Here is an 18,022-nt window from a genome sequence, read left to right as displayed (position 1 = left end):
GGGCAATGTGGGCACGAAGTGCCTGCCAGCATTGAAAAATTTGACGTCTGTATTGTTTCTCTTTCCCTGAGAAATGTCATCTGTGATGCGCGAGATTTTACGCCAGCGGCCTGCGCTGTTATGCTGCCGTTTCTATTTTTCTCCGGGATTAAGGAAACAAGATGACAACCCCTTCATTCGACAGCGTCGAAGCACAAGCAAGTTACGGTATCGGTTTACAGGTAGGCCAGCAGCTGCTGGAGTCCGGACTGCAAGGTTTGCAGCCGGAAGCGCTGCTCGCGGGCCTGCGCGACGCGCTGGAAGGGAATTCACCGGCAGTTCCGGTTGATGTGGTTCACCGCGCCCTGCGCGAAGTACACGAGCGTGCTGAAGGCGTGCGTCGTGAGCGCGTACAGGCGATGGCGGCAGAAGGTCAGAAGTTCCTTGAGCAGAACGCACAGCGTGAAGGCGTAAGCAGCACCGAATCAGGTCTGCAATTCAGCGTGATCAAACAGGGTGATGGGGCTATCCCGTCTCGTCAGGACCGCGTGCGTGTGCACTACACCGGTAAGCTGATTGACGGCACCGTGTTTGATAGCTCTGTGGCGCGTGGCGAACCGGCAGAATTCCCGGTAAGCGGCGTGATTGCCGGCTGGATTGAGGCCCTGACCCTGATGCCGGTTGGTTCCAAATGGGAACTGGTTATCCCTCATAACATCGCCTACGGTGAGCGTGGCGCGGGTGCCTCCATCCCGCCTTTCAGCACCCTGATCTTTGAAGTAGAGCTGCTGGAAATCCTGTAAGGCTCAGGCAGGGCGGCGATTTGCCGCCCGCCATCCCTCACTGCTGTTGTAAATTTACCTGCCAAATCGCAAAACCAATCTCGTCACTTCCTACCGCTTTCATCGGATAATCCGCGTGTTGCTGGATAAAGCCGGTAGCTTTCGCGCCAGGTGCGGTTTCGAAACGGATATCTAACGGCGTAGAAGTATGAATCGCTGCCAGACGCCAGTTATGATCCGCCTGCGGTTTCACCTCGCCATGCGCTTTGGTTTCGCTGCTGATATAAGCCGCTACCACCGAGCGGTTCTCATCGGGCGAAGCAAACGCCACGAACTTATCTCCTGTCCCCGCAAATTTGCCGCCGTAAGCGCGATAGTTATTGGTTGCCACCAGGAATGTCATGCCAGGATCAATGGGTTTGCCCTGCCAGGTGAGATCCTTAATACGTGAGGCATCTTTATTGATCAGCTGACATTCGTTGTCGTAGCGCGCCGGTTGGGTGACATCAATCTGGTACTGCACGCCGTCAATGACATCAAAGTTATAGGTGCGAAAATCCCAGTTGATCAGCGATTGTGGTTTAGCGCTGTGTGGATCGATCTGGTTAAACTGCCCGGCAGAGCACTCCAGCCACTCCTTCACCTGCGCCCCGCTGACCTTCATTACCACCAGGGTGTTGGGATAGAGATAGAGGTCTGCGGCATTGCGGAAGGTCAGATTGCCTTTCTCCACTTCCACGTAGCTGGCCGGATCGTTTTTGCGACCACCCGCTTTGAAAGGGGCCGCCGCACTCAGTACCGGCAAGCGGCTAAGATCGGGATCGCCCTGAATAAAATGTTCAACATAGGCACGCTGGGCGTTATTGACGATCTGCACCGTAGGATCGTCCTGTACCAGCGAGAGATAGCTGTACATCACATCAGCGGATTTGCCGATCGGTTTGGCGACAAAGGCGCGCGTAGCACGATGATCCTGTGCCAGTACTTTCACCAACCCGGCGTCCTCAGCAGCCAGTGATTTTTTGGTCACACTGTCATAAATCGGACGCGCCTCGGCTTTGCCCTGCTTCACCTGCCAGTGACCGCTGGCGTTATCCAACACCAGATCGACTACACCGAGGTGATCGCCCCACATGCCAGGCATCACAGCAGGCACGCCATTCAGCGTCCCCTGTGCAATGTCTGCACCTTTAATGGCGGCAAAATCTTTACTCGGGAACACCGCATGCGCATGCCCAAACATGATGGCATCAATGCCTGGAACCTGGCTGAGGTAATAAACCGAGTTTTCCGCCAGGGCGTGATACGGCTCACTGCTTAAACCGGAATGTGGGATAGCGATGATTATTTCAGCACCTTTTGTACGCATTTCCGGCACATAACGCTTCGCTGTTTCCGTGATGTCATCAACGCGAACTTTTCCCTGTAGATTGTTGCGATCCCAGATCATAATCTGCGGCGGAACGAAGCCGATGTAACCGATTTTTAACTTTTGTGGCTTCCCGTCGCGGTCAGTGACGGTAGTTTCTTTAATAAGATAAGGGGTAAACAGCGGTTTTCCGCTTTTCAGGTCAATAATGTTGGCGTTCACATAAGGAAAACGCGCGCCCGCCAGCGCTTTTTTCAAATAAGGCAGGCCATAATTAAATTCGTGGTTGCCGAGATTACCAACGCTGTAATCCAGCGTATTAAGCGCTTTGTACACCGGATGGACTTCGCCGGGTTTCAACCCTTTCGCTGCCATGTAATCACCGAGCGGGCTGCCCTGAATGATGTCGCCATTGTCCACCAGCACGCTATTTTTGACCTGCGAACGCGCCTGATGAATCAGCGTGGCGGTACGTACCAGGCCAAACTTTTCTGTTGGGGTGTCTTTGTAATAGTCAAAGTCCATCATATTGCTGTGCAGATCGGTGGTTTCCAGAATGCGCAAATCCACCGTTGCGGCCTGTGCCAGAGCGGCTGAAAGGCCGAATGTCAGTAACGCCATGCTCACTTTGAACATGTTGCCTCCTTGTTGCTGTCCAATTGGCCTCTCAAAATAATGTAAAAAGGTGACAAATTGTCAGATGAAAACGTGATGTGCTTCAGGGTTTTGCCATGTGGCTGTACCGATGCCACAGAGCATCAGGTCACAGATGACGGCATGCGTTGAACTATGATATTGATATTAAAATAGATTGCGCTCGCCCCGGCGTGTGCCTCGGGTAACACGGGTCGCCTGCTAAAATGGATACAGGTTTACCGTTGGCAGCGAGTAAGCAGAATCAGCAGAAAAGAGGTGAAGTATGTTAGAGCAAATTTGCCAGCTGGCTCGTGAGGCGGGCGATGCAATTATGCAGGTTTACAACGGCGTACAGCCGATGGATATCGAACGCAAGGCTGACGACTCTCCGGTCACGGCAGCTGATCTCGCCGCGCATAAAGTCATTGTGAGCGGGCTGAATAGCCTGACGCCTGACGTACCGGTGTTGTCAGAGGAAGATCCACCAGGCTGGGAAATCCGTCAGCACTGGCAGCGTTACTGGCTGGTCGATCCGCTGGACGGCACCAAAGAGTTTATCAAGCGTAATGGCGAGTTCACGGTAAATATCGCCCTGATTGAAAAAGGAAAACCCGTGCTGGGTGTGGTGTATGCGCCCGCCATCGGCGTGCTTTATTCCGCTGCGGAAGGCAAAGCCTGGAAAGAAGAGGGGGGCAACAAAACCCAGGTGCATGTGCGCGATGCACGCCCACCGCTGGTGGTGATCAGCCGTTCCCATTTCGATAAGGATGAGGAGCTGAAAGAGTATTTGCAGCAGTTGGGCGAACATCAGACGACGGCCATCGGCTCATCACTAAAATTCTGCCTGGTAGCCGAGGGGAAAGCCCAACTCTACCCGCGCTTTGGACCAACTAACATTTGGGATACCGGTGCCGGGCACGCCGTCGCGATCGCCGCAGGCGCGCATGTGCATGACTGGACCGGCAAAACCCTTGACTATGCTCCGCGTGAGTCGTTCCTCAATCCCGGCTTTCGCGTGTCGCTGTTTTGATCCGCAAACCGTAACGGCGCAATAGATCGCGCCGTTGAAGGTCCAGGGCGCGCGATAAATCGCGCCGCTACTTCAGCAGTTGATGTAACAGCGTCATCACCTGCTGTACTTCTTGTTGCGTCAGTGCACCATCTTTGGCGAACTGCACATGCCCGCTCTTATCCAGCACCACCACCGCTGAACCGCCACTTTCCAGTTGCCAGGCTTTACGCGCGTTGCCGTTGCTATCGACGATAAATTGCGACCACGGATATTGCTGCTTATTACTTTCGATGCTGCTACGTACAAACATACCGGTGCCTGGAATGGCATCGTCAGTATTGACCACGGTGGTGGTCTGGTAGCGGTCATGTGGCAGACCGGCGGCTTTAATGGCTTCAACCAATGCCGCATTTTGTTCTTTAGCTGATGATCGCCCGGCAATATGCTGGATGACCCGCACTTTGCCGATGAGCTGCGCGCTATTCCACGGGCGATAACTAAATTTATCCTGCTGCCAGAGCAATTCTCCTTTGTCATTGATACCGACCGCAGGTACGCGCTCCCCCTGTTTGAACAGGTGTGCCGCAGCGAGATTAGGTAAAAGTAGCGCCAGTGCAAACACCAGATGTGGCAATCGCATGAAAGTTGCTCCTGAGTGATCAGACCAGTTGGTCATGTTCCTGCAATAATAAGCGTGGATGATGCGCCCTGTCGCGGCGAGTTCACAGCTTTGTAACCAACGCCACAATTCCTTAATGTCCGAAGGTTTATACTGGATTGTGTGACCGTGATAACAGAGTGTTCTGTAATGATGTGTCAATTCAGTAAAAAATTCATTTTTTCGGAACATCCGCAACGCAGGATGTTCTATAGTTTAGGCCTTATTTGCGCTTCATGGGTTCGTACCGATTTTGGCAACGGCGAAGCGTTTTACATCTGTACAGGAGTTAAGAACAGCATGAAGATCTTCCAGCGTTATAATCCGCTGCAAATTGCGAAATACGTAAAAACGCTATTTAAAGGAAGGTTGTACATCAAGGACGTTGGCGCATTCGAATTCGATAAAGGGAAGGTGCTTATCCCGCGTGTCAAAGACGTGCAGCACTTAAGCGTGATGTCCGAAATCAATCGCCATGTGCTGCGGCTACAAGCCGAGTACAATTAAGCAGAAGAAAGGGCGCCGATGGCGCCCTGAATTTTTTATCGCGTGGTTACGATGAGGGATTTTCAGCATCAGCGGCGGCGTTTTTCGCCACATTCAGCACCGGCGGGCGTTCATCAATACGCGTTACCAGCAACTGGTCGATGCGATAGCTGTCGATATCCACCACTTCAAACTTATAACCCGCAAATTTCACAAAATCAGTACGTTTCGGGATCTTGCGCAGCATATACATCATAAAGCCGCCGATGGTTTCATAGTTGCCCGACTGTGGGAACTCATCGATATGCAGCACGCGCATCACGTCATCAATCGGCGTACCGCCTTCTACCAGCCACGAATTCTCATCACGCGCCACAATCTGTTCTTCCAGCCCCTGGCCGACCAGATCGCCCATCAGGGTAGTCATCACATCATTCAGCGTGATAATACCGACCACCAGCGCGTATTCGTTCATGATCACCGCAAAATCTTCACCGGCGGTTTTAAAACTTTCCAGTGCTTCGGATAACGTCAGCGTATCCGGCACAATCAACGCCGAGCGAATTTGCACGCCGCTGTTCAGCGTCATGCTTTGATTACCCAGTACGCGCAGCAGTAACTCTTTGGAATCGACATAACCGACAATATGGTCAATATCGCCATCGCAGACGAGGAATTTGGAGTGCGGGTGCTCGGCGATTTTCGCTTTCAGGCTGCTTTCGTCTTCGTGCAGATCAAACCAGACGATATTTTCACGCGACGTCATGGAAGAAGGCACGGTGCGTGATTCCAGCTCGAACACATTCTCAATCAGCTCATGTTCCTGCTTACGCAGCACCCCGGCCAGTGCACCGGCTTCCACCACGGCGTAGATGTCATCGGAGGTGATGTCGTCCTTACGCACCATCGGCAGGTTAAAAATACGGAAGAAGACGTTCGCGAGTCCGTTAAACAGCCATACCAACGGGCGGAACACCAGCAGGCAGAAGCGCATCGGATTGATGATACGCAGCGCAATGGCTTCCGGCGCGATCATGCCAACCCGTTTCGGGGTTAAATCGGCAAACAGAATGAACATGCTGGTGACGATGGTGAAGGAGCAAATAAAGCTCAGTTGATCGGCCAGCTCTGGCGAGACAAAACGGGTAAACAGCGAGTTAAAAGCGGGGGAGAAGGCCGCATCGCCGACGATACCACCGAGGATCGCCACCGCGTTCAGGCCAATCTGCACCACGGTAAAGAACATACCCGGCGTCTCCTGCATCTTCAGGACACGCTGAGCATTAATATTTCCTTCATCGGCCAGCAGCTTAAGCTTGATCTTGCGGGCAGCCGCCAGCGAGATTTCCGACAGAGAAAAAAAGGCACTGATAATAATCAGTAAAAGAATGACAAGTAAGCTATCGAGCATAAAAGGTCCGTTGGGTTAATCACTTGTCATTTTTGGCCTGGGCAGCTCAGAAAGGGCGTACATCCGGTACTTACCAGTCAAACAGGGCTATCCGTGCCAAAAATGTCTGCGCCAATTCGACAAGTCAGTAAACGTCGGGGCAGAAATGAAAGCAGGCGATGCCTGCCGGACGGTGATTATAGCAGCAGCGCTCATCATGCCGCCAGCGGAGACGTAACAGCGCTTAAGATTAGTCTGAGTGCTTGTCAAGAACCCGCAGAAGCGCCGCTTCGTTGTTGTATCGCTCCGGTCATTTGCCGACAATAGACACGATTTGGCTTAATTGCCGTTTTTACGCAGCTGTTCGGGGAAAAGAGCGGCTATGCTGATGGGTATGCCTGCACGGGTTTTACCCGCGAAACAAAAAAATGCCCCTGCGGAATAGGGGCAGGCATTATTAACAGGAGTAAGCGTGCCACGATTTCATATTTATTGCATGGCCAGCCTGTTGCTGGTCGCACCTGCCCTTCATGCGGCCAAGGTGCGATTGCAGCTGGAAGGCTTATCCGGGGATTTAGAGAAAAACGTCAGGGCGCGCCTCTCCACCATTGGTAGCGACGAGGTTTCCAACGACGGTCGTTTCCGCGCGCGCGTTGCCGTAGCGGTTAAAGAGGGGCTACGCGCCCTGGGTTACTATGAGCCTCAGATTGATTTCGAATCGCGTCCGGCACCGCCGCAGGGGGGACGCCCGGTATTAATCGCGCGCGTCACGGCCGGAGAGCCCGTCAAGATTGGCGGCAGTACCATCGTGGTGGAAGGTGCCGCGAAAAACGACCCCGACTACAAAGCCTGGGTTAAGCAGGGCACCCCGAAGGTGGGTACTCAGCTCAATCATGGTGATTACGACAAATTTAAAAGCGGTTTCTCCAGCCTGGCGCTGCGTAATGGTTATTTCGACGGTGACTTTAAGCAGAGCCAGCTTGGCGTGTCAGTGGAGCGTCGTGAGGCGTTTTGGAACATCGATTATGACAGCGGCCCACGTTATCGCTTTGGTGATGTAACTTTTCAGGGATCGCAGATTAATGAAGCCTATCTGCGCAATCTGGTGCCGTTTAAAGAGGGCGATCCCTACAGCTCGCGCGATTTGGCAGAACTAAACCGCCGTCTCTCCGCCACAGGGTGGTTCAACTCGGTCGTGGTGGCACCCGAATTTGATAAAGGGCGACAAACCAAAGTGTTGCCGCTCAATGCCGTTGTTTCTCCGCGCACGGAAAACACCATCGAAACCGGTATCGGTTACTCCACCGATGTCGGGCCGCGTCTGAAAGGCACCTGGAAAAAGCCGTGGATTAATGACAGCGGCCATAGCCTGACCACCAGCGCCTATATTTCCGCGCCGGAACAGCAGCTCGATCTCAGCTATAAAGTCCCGCTGCTGAAAAGCCCGCTGGAACAATATTATACCTTCTCCGGTGGGGTAAAACGCACCGACCTGAACGACACCAAAGCTGACACCACCACGCTTGGCGTGTCACGTAACTGGGACAGCAGCAGCGGCTGGCAAAGAGCCGTCAACCTGCGCTGGAGTCTTGACCACTTTACCCAGGGTAGCGTCACCAACACCACCATGCTGCTGTATCCCGGCGTCAGCCTTAGCCGTACCCGTTCGCGTGGTGGCCTGATGCCAAACTGGGGCGATTCGCAGCGCTATTCAGCAGATGTGTCGGATACCACCTGGGGTTCAGATGTCGACTTCCTGATCTTACAGGCGCAAAACGTCTGGATTCGCACGTTGGGTGAGAAGAATCGCTTTGTGCTACGCGGCAATCTTGGCTGGATTGAAACCAACGATTTTGAAAAAGTCCCGCCCGACTTACGCTTCTTCGCCGGGGGTGACCGCAGCATTCGCGGTTACAAATATCAGGGAATTTCACCGCGCGATGACAACGGTAAGCTGACCGGTGCCTCGAAACTGGCGACCGGCTCCGTCGAATATCAGTACAACGTCACCGGAAAATGGTGGGGAGCGGTGTTCATCGACTCCGGCGAAGCGGTGAACGATATCAAACAAAGCAACTTTAAAACCGGCGCGGGCTTTGGCGTGCGCTGGGCCTCTCCGGTCGGGCCAATCAAACTCGATATCGCTCGTCCGATTGGTGATGACGAGGAGCATGGATTGCAATTTTATATCGGACTGGGGCCTGAACTATGAAGCTGTGGAAAAAGGTCCTGATTGGTTTTGGTATTTTTCTGCTGCTGATTTTCGGCAGCGTGGCGTTTCTGATTGGCACCACACCGGGTTTGCATCTGTTGTTGAAAGGGGCCGATCGCTGGGTGCCGGGATTATCCATCAACAAAGTCGAAGGTGGCTGGCGCGATCTGACGCTCAGTGGCGTGAAGTATGAAATGCCGGGCGTCAGCGTGGATGCCGGACGCTTCCATCTGGCGCTCAACCTGAATTGTCTGCTGCACTCATCGGTGTGTGTCGATGACATCGCGTTGCAGGATGTCAGCGTGGTGGTAGATAGTAAGAAAATGGCACCGGCCAGTGCGCCTGCGCCGGAGCCGGAGAGCGGGACGACCAATCTCAGCACCCCCTATCCGATCACCCTCAGCAAAGTCGGTCTGCATAACATCAATGTCAAAGTGGATGACACGGCGATTTCGCTGCTGGATTTCACCACCGGCCTGCACTGGCAGGAGCGTGCGCTGACACTGACACCAACCCATATTGAAAGCCTGCTGATTGCGCTACCTAAAGTAGCCAAAGTCGTCGATGAGCAGGTGGTGCAGCCGAAAGTTCAGCAACCGCAGCCGGAAGAGAAACCGCTGGGCGAGACGCTACAGGCGATGTTTGCTCAACCGCTACTGCCTGCGTTACCGGACTTTGCACTGCCGCTGGATATCACCGTACAGGAGCTGAGCGGTAAACAACTGCGACTGACCGGCGATACCGATGTCACCATCAACAGCCTGCTGCTGAAAGCCCAGACGAACGATCGCCATCTGCAACTGGAAACCTTCGATGTGGATTCCACGCAGGGGCGGGTCAACGCCAGCGGTGAGGCCACTCTGGCCGATAACTGGCCGGTCAATTTTGCGCTCAACGGTGCGGTGAATCTCGACCCGATTAAAGGGGAGAAGATCAAACTGAACCTGAGCGGCGCGCTGCGTGATGAGTTAAAGCTGGCGCTTAATCTCTCTGGCCCGGTGCAGGCGCAGTTAGATGCTGCCGCCCAGCCTGCGGTGGTGGGGCTGCCGTTGTCACTGAAACTTACCAGCCCGCAACTGCGCTGGCCACTGACCGGCCCGGTGCAGTATCAGGCGGATAAGCTGGATTATCAGTTTAAAGGCAAAGCCACCGATTACGTGATGTCATTGCGTACGGCGGTGAAAGGAGAAGGTGTCCCACCTGCTGACATCTCACTCGACGGCAAAGGCAATGTACAGCAGTTCAATCTCGACAAGCTGCGGGTGGCGGCGTTGCAGGGCAATATCGACCTGACCGCTCTGGTGGACTGGAGCAAAGCGATCAGCTGGCACAGTGAACTGACGCTATCCGGCATCAACACCGCCAAACAATACCCGGAGTGGCCAGCGAAGCTGGATGGCAAAATCGCCACACGCGGTAGCCTGTACGGCGGCAGTTGGCAGCTGAGCGTGCCGCAGCTACAGCTGAAAGGGAATGTGAAAAATAATGCGGTCAGCGCCGATGGTTCTCTCACCGGCAACAGTTACAACCAGTGGAAAATCCCCGGAATCAATCTGGTGCTGGGACGTAACCATGTTGATGTCAAAGGCGAACTGGGGGATGCACTGAATCTGGACGCCGTCATTGATGCGCCGCACCTCGACAATGCGCTGCCAGGGTTGGGCGGTGTGGTGAAAGGCAACATCAAGGCACGCGGAACGCTTAAGGCACCGCAGGTGCTGGCTGACCTTACTGCTACCGGCTTGCGCTGGCAGGCGTTGAGCATTGCGCGTGTTGCGTTGCAGGGAGACGTGAAATCCAGCGACCAGGTGGCGGGTAAACTGCAACTGCGCGTTGAGCAACTGAAGCAGGATACGCTGGCGATCAATCTGCTGACGCTCAATGCTGACGGCAACGAAAAGCAGCATCAGTTGAAACTGAACGTGCAGGGTGAGCCGGTTTCCGGTCAGCTGGCGCTCAACGGCAGCTTTGACCGCAAAACGCAGCACTGGCAGGGGACGTTGAACAATACCCGCTTCGACACCCCGGTAGGCGAGTGGCGTCTGACGCGGGCGATGGCGATTGATTATCTCAACAGCAAACAAACCGCGACTATCGGGCCACACTGCTGGCAAAACCCGAATGCGCAGGTGTGCGTGCCGGAGCCGATTGAAGCGGGTGCCAGTGGTCACGCCCATGTGGTGCTGAGTCGTTTTGATTTAGCGATGATCAAACCTTTCCTCACAGATGAAACTAAGCTGACCGGCGTATTCAGCGGCGATGCACGCGTGAACTGGACGGCCGACGGCGCACTGCCGACCGGCACCGTTGCACTGAAGGGCAATGGCGTGAAAGTCGAACAGGATGTGCAGGGTAATACCCTGCCGATTGCTTTCGACACCCTGAACCTCAATGCCGCCATGCACAACGGTCGTGCTCAGCTCGACTGGCTAATTCGCATTGTGAATAACGGGCAGTTAAGTGGCGATGTGCAAATCGCTGACCCCGAGAAACGTCGTCAGCTATCGGGTAACGTCAACATCAGCAATATTTCGTTGGCGATGTTCAACCCGGCATTGATGCAGGGCGAGAAGATCAAGGGCAATCTCAACAGCGCCCTTCGGCTCGGCGGCAATCTGCAACAGCCGCAGGTGTTCGGCCAGTTGGCGTTGAGTGGCGTGGACGTTGAAGCCAGTTTTATGCCGGTTGACCTCACCGCGGCTAACCTCAACATGGTATTTAACGGGATGAGTTCGACCCTCAATGGCTTGATTCAGACCGCCCAGGGCAATATCAACCTTAACGGCAATGCTGACTGGAGCCAGCTCGATAACTGGCGTGCGCGCATTGCTGCGCAGGGCAGCCGGGTACGCGTCACCGTACCGCCAATGGTGCGTATGGATGTGTCGCCAGACCTGGTGTTTGAAGCGACGCCAGCAGCTTTCAATCTTGATGGCCGGGTGGATATTCCCTGGGCGCGCATCACCGTGCAGGAAGTGCCGGAAAGTGCAACTGGCGTGTCCTCGGACGAAGTGATGCTGGACCAGAATCTGAAACCGATTCAGCCGAAAACCACCGCCATCCCGATCAACAGCAATCTGGTTATCCACGTCGGAAACGATGTACGTTTGTCAGCCTTCGGCCTGAAAGCGAAGCTGAATGGCGACCTGAAGCTGGTGCAGGATAAAACCGGTCTTGGTCTGAACGGCCAGATTAATATCCCGGACGGTCGGTTCCGTGCTTACGGTCAGGATCTGATTGTACGCAAAGGCGAGTTGCAATTCGCCGGACCGCCTGATCAGCCTTATCTGAACCTCGAAGCTATCCGCAACCCGGAATCGACTGAGGATGATGTCACCGCCGGGATTCGCGTGACCGGGTTAGCCGATGAACCTAAAGTTGAAATCTTCTCTGACCCGGCGATGTCGCAGCAGGAGGCGCTTTCTTATCTGTTGCGTGGTCAGGGACTCGATGCCAACGGCGACAGCAATGCACTAACTTCTGCGTTAATTGGCCTGGGGGTTGCACAAAGTGGGCAGGTTATGGGTAAAATCGGGGAGACATTTGGCGTCAGTAACCTTGCGCTTGATACCACCGGTGTTGGCGACAGCCAGCAGGTGCAGGTAAGTGGTTATGTGTTGCCGGGTCTGCAAGTAAAATACGGTGTTGGCATATTTGATTCACTGGCGACCTTAACCTTGCGTTATCGCCTGATGCCCAAACTCTATTTGGAAGCCGTGTCTGGCGTTGATCAGGCACTGGATTTGCTCTATCAGTTTGAGTTTTAGCAATGCGAATAATTGTCTACGGCAGTTTACGGCGCAAACAAGGAAACAGTCACTGGATGACGAATGCGCAATGGCTTGGTGACCATCAGATTGAAGGGTTTGAACTCTACAATCTGGGTCACTACCCGGGCGTGGTTGAAGGGGAGGGAAGCGTCTATTGCGAAGTCTATCGCATCGACGCCAGCACCCTGGGCGAGCTGGATGCTTTGCGCACCAGGAATGGCGAATATAAACGCCAATTGATCCAGACGCCTTATGGCAGCGCCTGGCTTTACGTTTATCAGCGCTCAATCAAAGGACTTACTCGTATCCCGAGCGGTGACTGGTTGCAGCGCGAGGATCTGCCAAAGGATGAGTAACCTGAAGGGTTAACAGTTATTAAAAAGGGTCATGTCGTACATGGCCCTTTTTTACAGTTCAGACCGGGCAGATAGACAAGCGATTGGTCTGGTGTGGTGAGTCATCCCGTTCACAGGGTTGGTGCATTAGCGACCCTGAGCTTTTTTGCAAACCCTTATCTTGCGGAAGTTTTCTCCTACCGTTTTGATGTATTGACACTAAGTTGTGCCCTGGCGTTAAGTTTAGTGTGGGTGCTTTTGCCGCCTTTAAACAGAATCGTTCGTTTTGTTACTGGCATTGCTAGCATTATCGCAATTTATAGCCTTTATCAGATTGCCGTGAATGTTGCGGTGATGATGGCCCTGGTGGTGACGTTCAGGCAAATAATAAAGACGGTAAAGGAATGGCGGTGCTGGTCGCCATTCTTATCCTGGCTGTTATCTCCGCCGCAGTTATTGCGCTGCGTTATATCAGAGCCGGGATGAAGCATTCACGCATAGCAATCGGTTTATTAGCACTGTTATTACCCCTGGTTGCGTTTGTGATGATTGCCGGTAACTTGTTGTTTTTGGAAAATGCGCTGCTCGTCCCGCGCGCTTTGCTTTCAATCAGTGGATTTATGTTGTTTAGCGCCACGTTGATGGCATGGGCATTCCGAGGGAAAATGAGTTTTGTTTTCGCTGTTATGGCCGAGCCGTTGCTTTACGCCGTGACCAGTATTTATGTTTACGGTAACGCGATCAAACAGCAGGATAATATTAATCAGGGTGTCGTTTATCAGTTGAAAAATGATACCGCGACGCTCGCTGATTAAAACTTTTATATGCAGTTTGTTGGGACATCACCTCGTGCCAGGTGTATAAAAATTCATTACGTTGCAGGGTTGCCAGCGTTAGGCAGGACAGACGAAAAAAAACAGGCCCGAAAATCGGGCCTGTTTACAGGATGTCTTCCGCTCGCTTTACAGATTATTTCTTCTGTGCGCGCTCGAAAGAGGAAATGATCTCAGCTTTGGCGGCTTCTGCGTTGTCCCAGCCGTCAACTTTCACCCATTTGCCTTTTTCCAGATCTTTGTAGTGCTCGAAGAAGTGGGTGATCTGCGCACGCAGCAGTTCCGGCAGGTCGTTCACATCTTTGATGTGATCGTACTCTTTGCTCAGTTTGGTGTGCGGAACCGCAACCAGTTTGGCATCTTCACCGGATTCGTCGGTCATTTTCAACACGCCAACCGGACGGCAACGGATAACGGAGCCCGGCTCCAGCGGATACGGGGTCGGCACCAGTACGTCAACCGGGTCACCATCCAGAGACAGGGTGTTGTTGATGTAACCGTAGTTGCACGGATAGAACATGGCGGTAGACATAAAACGGTCTACAAACAGGGCGCCAGACTCTTTGTCTACTTCATATTTGATCGGATCGGCATTGGCCGGGATCTCGATGATGACATAGATATCTTCTGGCAGATCTTTACCTGCGGGCACCTGGTTCAAACTCATCTGGCTTTCCTTCATTAGTCGTAAGTTGAGTGTCGGCTATTATAGCCAACTGACTCCGAAAGTATGCCCTCTTTTTGGCGTTTCGGAATGGTCCAGCCGGTTACTTCGCTGCGACAAACAGCGAGACAATGCCCGCAGCAATCAATGGTCCGACCGGAACGCCCCGGAAGAACGCCACACCAATCACCGTCCCAATCAATAAGCCGCCAATCACCGAGGGTTGCGCGCTCATAAAGTGCACGCCGCGCCCCCCTAACCATGCCACAAACACCCCGACCAGAATCGCCACAATCGATTGCCAGTTGGCAAAAGATTTAATCAACGAAGACGCTGGCAGCGACCCACTGGCCAGCGGTGCCATGACCGCCACAGTCAAAATAATAATCCCGAGTTGAATTCCCTGTTTTTCGACATAAGGGAAGAACTGCGCCAGCGGGGTAATTTTAATCGCCAACAGAATCAGAATGGAGATGGTGACGGCGTTGTTGTGGACGAAATAACTCAGAACGGCGAGGCAAATCAGAATGATGGTCGAGGCATAAGCAGCCATGATTTCTCCCTGAGAATTGATGGGGCGTTGACAATTGCCAACGCGAAGCGGTTTTTACCGCCCCCATTTATCAACAATCATCGGGATTCGCGCAACTGCCTTTGTTAATAGATTGCAGCATCAGTGCTTGATTGCGTACCAAATCGACCCCTTGTGCACCAACCGAAAGCATCGCCATAGTGCCCTGATTGGCGGAAAAGTAGCTCTTGCTGGCATCAAGCCAGCTATCACGATAAGCCAGCCAGGCACGCTGGGCGTTTTTTAGTTTGGCTTTAGGTGCACCAGTTAATTTTTTCATCATTTGGTTGTACTGGTTGTTCATCTCCTGATCCCACGCCTTATTAGCCGCGTCATAACATTGAGACATCCCGACAGTACTGGATTCGCTGTTCAGACAACGTTGCAATTTCTGATCGATGGGATTGTCCTGTGCGCCCGCATAACCACTCAGCAACAGACAGGCAACCGGGAGCCATTTTTTCATTCTGGAATTCCTCAATCGGGGTTGGGGTAACGTTAGCATTATTGAAGATCAGGTGATCATCAGTAGATTGACCATCAACAATGGTTAAAGTTTAGCGAGGTGACTGCCGATAACTTATCCGTTTTAGGGCTGCTGGATTTCTGCCTTTTTCTACACACACGGGTACTAACATGATCAAAAATTTATCAGTACGGACCGGTCTACTCACACTACTCGCCTTTATGACATTGCTGCTGTTGGCGGTCAGCACCCTGGGGATTTACGCCATCAATGCCGGCAATCAGTCGCTGGATGTGATCAATCGTATTCAGGGCATTGAACTCAATAGCCTGTATCAAAGCAACGCTGATCTGATGCGCGCTCGCGCCAGTGGTGCGCTGGCGGTGCGCAAAATCGAAATTGGCCTGCTGGATGAGGGGGCCGCAGTGACCAAACAGGCCCAGGCTGATGTTGTCACCTCGCAAAAGCATCTGAAGGATTTTGTCGATGCAGGCACCGTGACGGCCCAGGGCAAAATCCTGGCTGATGCGGTGGCAGCCAGCTTTGGCGCTTATCTGCAACAAGGGATTGCGCCGATGATGGATGCGCTGCAAAAGCAGTATACCGATGAATATTACACGGTACTGGAAGGCAATCTCTCCACTCTGGCGGCCAACTACGCCAAAGCGGTGAACGATTTCAGCTTGTACGCCGATCAAGTCTCTGCTGATCGCCTGGCGAAGGCGGCGCGTAATGAAACGCAGATGAAAATCCTGATTGGCATTGCTATGGTGCTGACGGTGGTGTTGATCGTACTGGCGTGGCAGATCCTGCGTCGTCTGTTGCTGACACCGCTGGAAAGTGCGATTGGCCATCTGCAACGGGTAGCTGAAGGGGATCTGTCACAAACTCTGCCCGAAACCACCCACAATGAGCTGGGACGCCTGAATCAGGCGCTGGCGGTGATGCAGTTGGCCCTGCGTGATTCCGTCAGCCAGGTGCGCGAAGCCAGCCTGCAAATTGATGTCGGCAGCCGTGAGCTGGCGGCCGGGACGGTGCACCTTTCCCAGCGTACTGAGGAGTCGGCAGCGTCGCTGGAGCAAACTGCTGCCAGCATGGAGCAGCTCACCGCCACGGTACGACTCAACGCCAGCAATGCCCAGCAGGCGCATCAATTGGCGAACAGCGTTTCTGACACCGCCGATCGTGGCGCGGAAGTGGTGTGCTATGTCATTGAGAAGATGCAGGAGATCACCCACAGCTCCGATCGCATCGCCGATATTCTCAGCGTGATCGATGGCATCGCATTCCAGACCAACATTCTGGCCCTGAACGCGTCAGTGGAAGCGGCCCGCGCCGGTGAACAGGGGCGTGGTTTCGCCGTGGTGGCAAATGAGGTGCGTACCCTGGCGGGACGCAGTGCCACCGCCGCGAAGGAGATTCGTGAGCTGATCAGCGACTCGCAAACCCGTGTCAAAGAGGGCAGCGTCATGGCGACGCAGGCGGGTGAAACGATGGATGAGATCTCCAGTGAGGTGATGCGCGTGACCACGCTGATGAAGGAGATTTCGGTTTCCTCTGAAGAGCAGAGTCGCGGTATTGAGCAGGTCAATCAGGCGGTGACGCAAATGGACGAGGTGGCGCAGCAGAATGCGGCGTTGGTGGAGGAAGCCAGTGCGGCCACCCAATCGCTCGAAGCGCAATCGCAACAATTGCAGGAGTCGATGGCGCAGTTTCGGATAGCCACGGCATAAATTTGTAGCGGCGCGATTCATCGCACGCCTTTAAACCTGCGCGATAAATCGCGCCGCTACATGCTAGCAATCAGCCCTGGTGATCATCCGGGAACTCGCGCAGGAAGCGCTCGACGTCATCCACCATCGCGTCATTACCGCAGAAGAACGGGCAGCGCTGGTGCAGGGTTTCTGGTTGAATATCGAGAATACGTTGTTTACCGTCGCTGGCTTTACCGCCTGCCTGCTCGGCAAGGAACGCCATTGGGTTGCATTCGTACAGCAAACGCAGCTTACCTTTCGGGTGGCTGGCGGTGCTTGGGTAGAGATAAATTCCGCCTTTCAACAAGTTACGGTGGAAATCTGCCACCAGTGAACCGATGTAGCGTGAGGTATAAGGACGTTTAGTCGCAATATCCTCTTCCTGGCAGAACTTCAGATATTTTTTCACGCCCTGCGGGAAGCGAATGTAGTTTCCTTCGTTGATGGAGTAGGTATAGCCCTTCTCCGGGAAGGTCATACGTTCGTGGCTCAGGCAGAATACCCCAAGTGACGGATCGTAAGTAAAGGCGTGAACGCCAACCCCGGTGGTGTACACCATCATGGTAGACGAACCGTAGACCACGTAACCTGCGGCAACCTGCTTGTGACCCGGCTGCATAAAGTCAGCTTCGGTAACCGGTGTTCCCGGCGGTGAAACACGGTGGTAGATGGAGAAGATTGTGCCAACGGAAACGTTAACGTCGATGTTGGAAGAACCGTCGAGTGGGTCCATCAGCACCACGTATTTACCGTGCTCAACGCCTTCAAAGATGACGAACTCATCTTCTTCTTCAGAGGCGATACCAGCCACAATGCCGCGCGCTTTCAGTGCCGCTTTCAGCTTTTCGTTCGCGAACAGGTCCAGCTTCATCTGCTGTTCACCCTGGACGTTTTCCACGCCACTGGCGCCAAGAATATCCACCAGACCCGCTTTGTTGATGTCGCGGTGGATAATTTTAGCTCCCAGCTTGATGGCTGAAATCAGCGCCGTCAGTTCACCTGTGGCGTGAGGAAAGTCGTGTTGCTTCTCGACGATAAATTCGCCTAACGTTTTCATAACACATTCCCTGAATCTACGATGGAGTGGCAGCCACTGTAACAAACT

The 18,022-nt window shown here is 53.6% G+C and carries 16 protein-coding genes; 9 read left to right on the top strand and 7 right to left on the bottom strand.

The genetic code is table 11. The features are described from left to right. Positions 1–161: 161 nt before the first annotated feature. A complete protein-coding gene (bamJ, locus tag AC6I8R_RS18225) occupies positions 162–782 on the top strand; it encodes a BamJ family beta-barrel-assembly machinery protein (RefSeq protein WP_021183558.1) in 621 nt (206 codons plus the stop codon). 37 nt (positions 783–819) lie between these two features. Here bamJ and AC6I8R_RS18220 read toward each other — a convergent pair whose 3' ends face one another. Further along, positions 820–2,766: a bifunctional 2',3'-cyclic-nucleotide 2'-phosphodiesterase/3'-nucleotidase gene (locus AC6I8R_RS18220; protein WP_415175262.1), complete on the bottom strand. Its 1,947-nt coding sequence runs from the start codon at positions 2,764–2,766 to the stop codon at positions 820–822. A 283-nt stretch (positions 2,767–3,049) separates the two neighbouring features. Between AC6I8R_RS18220 and cysQ the strand changes: the two genes are divergently transcribed. Then, positions 3,050–3,796 carry a 3'(2'),5'-bisphosphate nucleotidase CysQ gene (cysQ, locus tag AC6I8R_RS18215; RefSeq protein WP_021183556.1) on the top strand — a complete coding sequence of 249 codons (747 nt, stop codon included), beginning with the start codon at positions 3,050–3,052 and terminating at the stop codon, positions 3,794–3,796. A 67-nt stretch (positions 3,797–3,863) separates the two neighbouring features. On the opposite strand, the gene AC6I8R_RS18210 is transcribed toward cysQ, so the two are convergent. After that, on the bottom strand, positions 3,864–4,418 hold the full coding sequence (locus AC6I8R_RS18210; protein WP_021183555.1) for a YtfJ family protein: 555 nt from the start codon (positions 4,416–4,418) through the stop codon (positions 3,864–3,866). 318 nt (positions 4,419–4,736) lie between these two features. On the opposite strand from AC6I8R_RS18210, the gene AC6I8R_RS18205 reads away from it, so the two are divergent. Then, complete coding sequence (locus AC6I8R_RS18205; RefSeq protein WP_021183554.1) at positions 4,737–4,943, top strand: DUF1107 domain-containing protein; 207 nt, start codon at positions 4,737–4,739, stop codon at positions 4,941–4,943. Positions 4,944–4,989: 46 nt separating this feature from the next. Here AC6I8R_RS18205 and paeA read toward each other — a convergent pair whose 3' ends face one another. Next, positions 4,990–6,333 carry a polyamine export protein PaeA gene (gene paeA / locus AC6I8R_RS18200; protein WP_021183553.1) on the bottom strand — a complete coding sequence of 448 codons (1,344 nt, stop codon included), beginning with the start codon at positions 6,331–6,333 and terminating at the stop codon, positions 4,990–4,992. A gap of 451 nt (positions 6,334–6,784) precedes the next feature. On the opposite strand from paeA, the gene tamA reads away from it, so the two are divergent. The 5 genes from tamA (at position 6,785) to AC6I8R_RS18175 (ending at position 13,444) form a co-directional block, all read left to right on the top strand. After that, on the top strand, positions 6,785–8,524 hold the full coding sequence (gene tamA / locus AC6I8R_RS18195; RefSeq protein ID WP_021183552.1) for an autotransporter assembly complex protein TamA: 1,740 nt from the start codon (positions 6,785–6,787) through the stop codon (positions 8,522–8,524). After that, positions 8,521–12,291: an autotransporter assembly complex protein TamB gene (gene tamB / locus AC6I8R_RS18190; RefSeq protein WP_497832676.1), complete on the top strand. Its 3,771-nt coding sequence runs from the start codon at positions 8,521–8,523 to the stop codon at positions 12,289–12,291. The genes tamA and tamB overlap by 4 nt, the downstream gene beginning before the upstream one ends. 2 nt (positions 12,292–12,293) lie before the next feature. Beyond that, positions 12,294–12,650: a gamma-glutamylcyclotransferase family protein gene (locus AC6I8R_RS18185; RefSeq protein WP_036625570.1), complete on the top strand. Its 357-nt coding sequence runs from the start codon at positions 12,294–12,296 to the stop codon at positions 12,648–12,650. Between the two features lie 93 nt (positions 12,651–12,743). After that, positions 12,744–13,115: a glucosyltransferase domain-containing protein gene (locus AC6I8R_RS18180; protein WP_415175259.1), complete on the top strand. Its 372-nt coding sequence runs from the start codon at positions 12,744–12,746 to the stop codon at positions 13,113–13,115. Beyond that, positions 13,034–13,444, top strand: coding sequence for a hypothetical protein (locus AC6I8R_RS18175; RefSeq protein WP_415175265.1), 411 nt, complete (start codon positions 13,034–13,036; stop codon positions 13,442–13,444). Before AC6I8R_RS18180 ends, AC6I8R_RS18175 begins: the two co-directional genes overlap by 82 nt. A 154-nt stretch (positions 13,445–13,598) precedes the next feature. Here the strand turns inward: AC6I8R_RS18175 and ppa are convergent, their stop codons facing one another. The 3 genes from ppa to AC6I8R_RS18160 form a co-directional block, all read right to left on the bottom strand. After that, positions 13,599–14,129 carry an inorganic diphosphatase gene (gene ppa, locus AC6I8R_RS18170; protein ID WP_021183548.1) on the bottom strand — a complete coding sequence of 177 codons (531 nt, stop codon included), beginning with the start codon at positions 14,127–14,129 and terminating at the stop codon, positions 13,599–13,601. 100 nt (positions 14,130–14,229) lie between these two features. Next, positions 14,230–14,679 carry a DUF441 domain-containing protein gene (locus AC6I8R_RS18165; protein ID WP_021183547.1) on the bottom strand — a complete coding sequence of 150 codons (450 nt, stop codon included), beginning with the start codon at positions 14,677–14,679 and terminating at the stop codon, positions 14,230–14,232. A 70-nt stretch (positions 14,680–14,749) separates the two neighbouring features. After that, positions 14,750–15,163 (bottom strand): lysozyme inhibitor LprI family protein, encoded by a 414-nt coding sequence (locus tag AC6I8R_RS18160; protein WP_415175258.1) that lies wholly within the window; start codon positions 15,161–15,163, stop codon positions 14,750–14,752. Positions 15,164–15,336: 173 nt separating this feature from the next. On the opposite strand from AC6I8R_RS18160, the gene AC6I8R_RS18155 reads away from it, so the two are divergent. Continuing rightward, positions 15,337–16,896, top strand: coding sequence for a methyl-accepting chemotaxis protein (locus AC6I8R_RS18155; RefSeq protein ID WP_497832775.1), 1,560 nt, complete (start codon positions 15,337–15,339; stop codon positions 16,894–16,896). Positions 16,897–16,966: 70 nt separating this feature from the next. On the opposite strand, the gene fbp is transcribed toward AC6I8R_RS18155, so the two are convergent. After that, the gene (fbp, locus tag AC6I8R_RS18150) at positions 16,967–17,974 is read right to left on the bottom strand and encodes a class 1 fructose-bisphosphatase (RefSeq protein ID WP_021183544.1); all 1,008 of its coding nucleotides are present in this window, start codon (positions 17,972–17,974) and stop codon (positions 16,967–16,969) included. Positions 17,975–18,022 lie beyond the last annotated feature (48 nt).

This window comes from Pantoea sp. X-Soil-OKNW-713 (assembly GCF_059730685.1).
The sequence above is the reverse complement of the archived record's forward strand: the minus strand, read 5'-3'. Positions and strand labels throughout refer to the sequence as shown.